This window comes from Moorena sp. SIO3B2, from assembly GCF_010692525.1.
Taxonomy (GTDB): Bacteria; Cyanobacteriota; Cyanobacteriia; order Cyanobacteriales; family Coleofasciculaceae; genus Moorena; species Moorena producens.
The window spans coordinates 1-4,804 of record NZ_JAAHHE010000419.1 but is presented as its reverse complement, the minus strand read 5'-3'; the positions used below and the strand labels follow the sequence as shown (position 1 = coordinate 4,804).

The following is a 4,804-nucleotide window of genomic DNA, read 5'->3' as shown; positions in this document are numbered from 1 at the left end:
CCTTGTCGATTTTCCGGATAGTAATAATTAAAACGACAGGATTACCCGCTAGTTCTAGCCCTAAATCAAATAAATCAATCAGTTTAGCTCGTTCTTGCTGGTCTTCGGTATTTCTAAATGCTGGTCTAAGTTTTGGAGACAGCAAATCGCTAACCGACTGCCAACCTACTTCAAAATTACCCTTCAACCATTCCAGTAATTTTACGACATTTGATTCCAGCTCTGGTAATGGCTCTGGTAATTGGTTAATTAACTGTTCAAGAGACTGGATTTTACTAATCTCCAAGCTTCCTTCTACTGCAGTTTTGGCAAATCCTAGCAGTTTAGCTTGATTACTTGGTTGATTAATTTCTACCACCACATAACCAACTCGCTCTTGGCGACTTTCTGGTGGTATGTCACAAATTTTATCACCAGGTAAAACAGGACGACATTCCAATTTTCCCCAATCTTTAACCATCAATTCGGATACATTCATTAGCGATCGCAGGGCTGGATTACTGCTATCACTTGCTGGTAAATCTGTTTCTACTTCCAGACACTGTAAGTAGAAATTTACTGCATAAACCGCTAATGTATTTAGGTAAACGTCTTGAGCTTTATCCGGTTCGTGCTGTTCCCGACTAAAGCTTTCTGCTAGTTGATACCAATCTCTGGTAATAGGCACAGAAAATGCTAATTTTTCCGTTAAGTTATTCATGGTTACTCTCTCGATACATTGAATCTTATTAGTTAGTTATTCCTGCAAGTATTCCTTAAACGTGTCAGCAAAATACTTGCAACAGCGCCAGTAGAAACTTTGCACCGTTGACGCTTGCTTTGGCTCTAACCCAACTGCTACAGCAGTCTCTTTCCAACTCTTCCGGTCGAGGTATAAAAGAGCAATAGTTCTGAAGTTGGCCTGAGGATGTCCTTTAACGTGTTTGCTGGCAAACAGCCCGTCAGAGTCTTCTTCAATACACTGACGTACAAGCTGTGAAGGTAACGGAGTTTCTTCTGGTTGGGCAACGGTATCTAAATAGGTCATACCTGATTGATTGACTTTACCCCCATCGGAAGAGTTTATTGGTGCATCTAGTGAGTACTCCTTTCCCCCTTTGGTATGTCGTTTCTTGGCATCAATCAACCGCCACTTGAGGACACTATTAATCCAGTTAATCACCGGACCTCTCGGTTCATAAGTGTCAATTTTTTTGAACACATACAACCAAGTCTCTTGAAGTGCTTCATCGTAAACCTCCTGGGGAATGTCATATCCCCTGCGAGATAATTTGCCGGATGCTTGAATCCTGTGAATCAGCCGAGTCAGGACGAGACGACGGCCACAGCTTTTTGGGGAATGCTGTTGAGCTTCCAAAGCTAGCTGTTGTAGTCGTTCCTCCAGTTCGTCCATAGGTTAACTCCATCTCAATCCATCTCCTGGATTTACCTTTCTAAATAACTAACGGTGGCCAACCCCGGATTCTATGCAAAGTCGGAAAAAATTTTTGAAATGGGCTCTCTAGCTCGATTTGGCATGGAATCGGTCTTTGAGAAAGTTAACAAAAACAGATGAGGCTGTTGTTTTTATTCCTGCCCATGTATAATCCTAAAACCATCAAGGGTTGGCTAGTCGGACTGATTGCTATTCCTGTGATCTGGTCAGCCTACTCCGAGTATCAAGGTAAACCCTTTACCAAAACCAGTGATGTGATCAATTCCCTGGTGCAAGTCACAGTATTAGTCGATGCCCTTCTCAAGCAAGAAGATTCAGACAATAACTAATTGTGAGCTTTTGGCTGGTTTTGAATGCGATCGCTAAACTGGCATCTTGGTAGAACTGGCATCTTGGTAGAACTGGCATCTTGCCAGTTTCATTAATTTCATCTTGGGTAGAACTGGCATCTTGCCAGTTTCAATTTGGGTAGAACTGGCATCTTGCCAGTTTCAATTTGCGTAGAACTGGCATCTTGCCAGTTTCATTAGAATCAACTAACTATAAATGACCACTTGTATAATCGGAATAGATGGCGGTGCCAGTAAAACCCTTTGTGTAGTGATCAACCACCAAGGTCAAATCCTAGGTCGAGGAGAAGCTGATGCCTCCAATTATCACACCGTTGGTATCAAAACCGCTTTCGCCTCCCTAGAATCAGCCATTCGCCTAGCCACCCAAGAAGCTTCCGCTAAACTGTCCATGGAATCAGTCACAGTGGAAGCGATGTGTTTGGGATTAGCCGGTGTTGGTCGTCCACGAGATATAGAAGTAGTGCGAGGCTTCGTCCCACAGTTGTTGTCAAGTCAGACAATTCCGGTCACTTGGGCATTGCTCCCCTCTAATGTTGTGATTTGTGATGATGCTTTGATTGCCTTAGTAGGGGGAGTCGGTAAGCCTGTGGGAGTTGTTGCGATCGCAGGCACCGGCTCAATCGTTTTTGGACGCAATGCCCAGGGAAATACCAAGCGAGTTGGTGGCTGGGGGCATATCCTAGGAGATGTTGGCAGTGCCTATCACATTGCCGTGTCTGGATTACGAGCCGCTATGAAAGCCTATGATGGCTGCGCAGTAACTAGTCTAACAACAACTAGTCTTCAGGAGCGCTTCACCACCCATCTAAATTTATCAGACTTCAATTATATCACAGATGTAATTTATCAGCCAGGGTGGGGAGTCAAAGAAATTGCTTCCTTAGCACCAATTGTGGATCAAGCAGCCGCTGAAGGCGATCAGGTAGCCATTAGCATTATCGAAGATACCGTTAATCAACTAGCCAAAGCTACCCAAGTTGTAATTGAAAGCGTATTTGCTCCTGACTCAGCATGTGAGGTAGTAACCACCGGAAGTGTATGGCATGGTCTTTCCTCAATCCGTCAGGGATTTGAATCATCTCTTGTCATGCTTAGCCCTAATGCTAAGGTGATTTGGCCTCGCCATCAGCCTGCTTATGGTGCCGGTTTGTTAGGGTTGCTGACCCTAGGCAAAAGGCAAAAGGCAATAGGCAATAGGCAAGAGGCAAGAGGCAATAGGCAATAGTAACCCACCCCTAACCCCAGGGTCGAGGTAGGGTGTAGCACTGTCAGCTATCAGCGTGTCGCGTATCAGCTGATGGGCATAGGGCACGCTACTTGATGTGCTGATGGGCATAGGGCACGCTACACCGAACAGCTTTTGAATAAGCGATGCAGCGCGGTCTTGGGGGAAACCCCCATGAGCGACTGCATCAAGACAACAGGCAAGCATTCGTTTAATAGTCACGAAAGTCACAGGTTAGAAGCCTGTGCCACAAAGCTGACGGCTGACGGCTGACCGCTGAATGCTTACATTACTTGGGCAAATGTTGAGTAAACTCATCTAGGGAGTTAACCGTTAATGCTGTTGCCATCAACTCTTCTAATTGTTCGAGAGTTAAGGCTTGAATTTTCAGAGATATCTCGACAGGAATCTCTGAAAATCGCAGTTTAAGGATGCGCTCTAAACTGCCTCGACGTTCTTGTTGGATGCCTTGTTCAATCCCTTGTTCAATCCCTTGTTCAATCCCTTGAGCAAGACCCTCTTGTAAAATCTCTTGATACCAGGGTGATTCTCGTAATACTGTCATATCCCACCTCATGATTTGTTGAATTAACGGTATTTCTAATACAAAACTAGCAAAAAATGCTAATAGCGGTTCTAGTTGATTTAAGGTTTGATCCGCTCGTAAAGCCTGCACCGCTGACCGCAATTTCGATTCACTACCACCTCCAAATAAGATCGGGACAAATGGAAATAGGGGAGGCAAAGGTTGTCCTAATACTAATTCAGCATCTACTTCCCACAGATTAATTACCCGATAATCTTGACGAGCTTTTAATCCCATGAATTCACTGTCGTAACAGTCAACGATTGTGACCGTGCTTGGGGGCGGTAAGATATTAATTAATACCGGATAAGCGGATAGGTTGTATTTCTCCTCAGCTAAAGCCACATAATTGCGCATTCGCTGAGGCATGTTCTGGTCATAGCGTAGTTGTAATTCATTGAGAATCAGAAATTCCGAGTGTTCAGGACTAGACGCTTTTATAATCACATCGCTTTCGCGACTAATCCATTGGAACTCAGCATCGAGTAACTGAGATGCCCGCACTTGGGAATTACCGGTTACCCATTGCACCCAAGCATTAGGAGCGAGACTGATTAGGCGTTTGCTGCCAATATCTGCACGTTTTGTCATACAATTGATCCAATTAAGACTAATTATTGACTTACGCCCACCCCACGGTCGAGGTGGGGTGTGGCCTTATTTAATTAATTAGGCAAATGTTGAGTAAACTCATCTAGGGAGTTAACCGTTAATGCTGTGGCCATCAACTCTTCTAATTGTTCGAGAGTTAAGGCTTGAATTTTGACGGATATCTCTGAAGGAATCTCGGAAAATCGCAGTTTAAGGATGCGCTCTAAACTGCCTCGACGTTCTTGTTGGATGCCTTGTTCAATCCCTTGTTCAATCCCTTGAGCAAGACCCTCTTGTAAAATCTCTTGATACCAGGGCGATTCTCGTAATACTGTCATATCCCACCTCATGATTTGTTGAATTAAGGGTATCTCTAAAACGAAGCTAGCAAAAAAAGCTAAGAGCGGTTCTAGTTGATTTAAAGTTTGATCCGCTCGTAAAGCCTGCACTGCTGAGCGCAATTTTGATTCACTACCACCACCTTTTCAAATTGGGACAAATGTAAATAAGGGAGGCAAAGGTTGTTCTAATACTAATTCAGCATCTACTTCCCAGAGATTAATTACCCGATAATCTTGACGGGCCTTTAATCCCATGAATTCGCTTTCGTAGCA

The 4,804-nt window shown here is 44.1% G+C and carries 6 protein-coding genes; 2 read left to right on the top strand and 4 right to left on the bottom strand.

What is annotated here, in order from left to right; translation table 11 throughout:
* On the bottom strand, positions 1-700 hold a 700-nt coding region (locus F6K38_RS35085; RefSeq protein WP_287359718.1), incomplete at its 3' end, for a DUF1822 family protein.
* A gap of 36 nt (positions 701-736) precedes the next feature.
* Positions 737-1,393, bottom strand: coding sequence for an RNA polymerase sigma factor (locus F6K38_RS35080; protein WP_287359716.1), 657 nt, complete (start codon positions 1,391-1,393; stop codon positions 737-739).
* A gap of 158 nt (positions 1,394-1,551) precedes the next feature.
* Between F6K38_RS35080 and F6K38_RS35075 the strand changes: the two genes are divergently transcribed.
* Positions 1,552-1,764, top strand: coding sequence for a hypothetical protein (locus tag F6K38_RS35075; RefSeq protein WP_287359715.1), 213 nt, complete (start codon positions 1,552-1,554; stop codon positions 1,762-1,764).
* A gap of 217 nt (positions 1,765-1,981) precedes the next feature.
* Entirely contained in the window at positions 1,982-3,013 is a 1,032-nt protein-coding gene (locus tag F6K38_RS35070; protein ID WP_287359714.1) for an N-acetylglucosamine kinase, read from the top strand.
* 289 nt (positions 3,014-3,302) lie between these two features.
* Here F6K38_RS35070 and F6K38_RS35065 read toward each other — a convergent pair whose 3' ends face one another.
* Positions 3,303-4,190: a DUF4351 domain-containing protein gene (locus tag F6K38_RS35065; RefSeq protein WP_287359712.1), complete on the bottom strand. Its 888-nt coding sequence runs from the start codon at positions 4,188-4,190 to the stop codon at positions 3,303-3,305.
* A gap of 74 nt (positions 4,191-4,264) precedes the next feature.
* Complete coding sequence (locus F6K38_RS35060; protein ID WP_287359711.1) at positions 4,265-4,528, bottom strand: DUF4351 domain-containing protein; 264 nt, start codon at positions 4,526-4,528, stop codon at positions 4,265-4,267.
* Between the last annotated feature and the right edge of the window lie 276 nt (positions 4,529-4,804).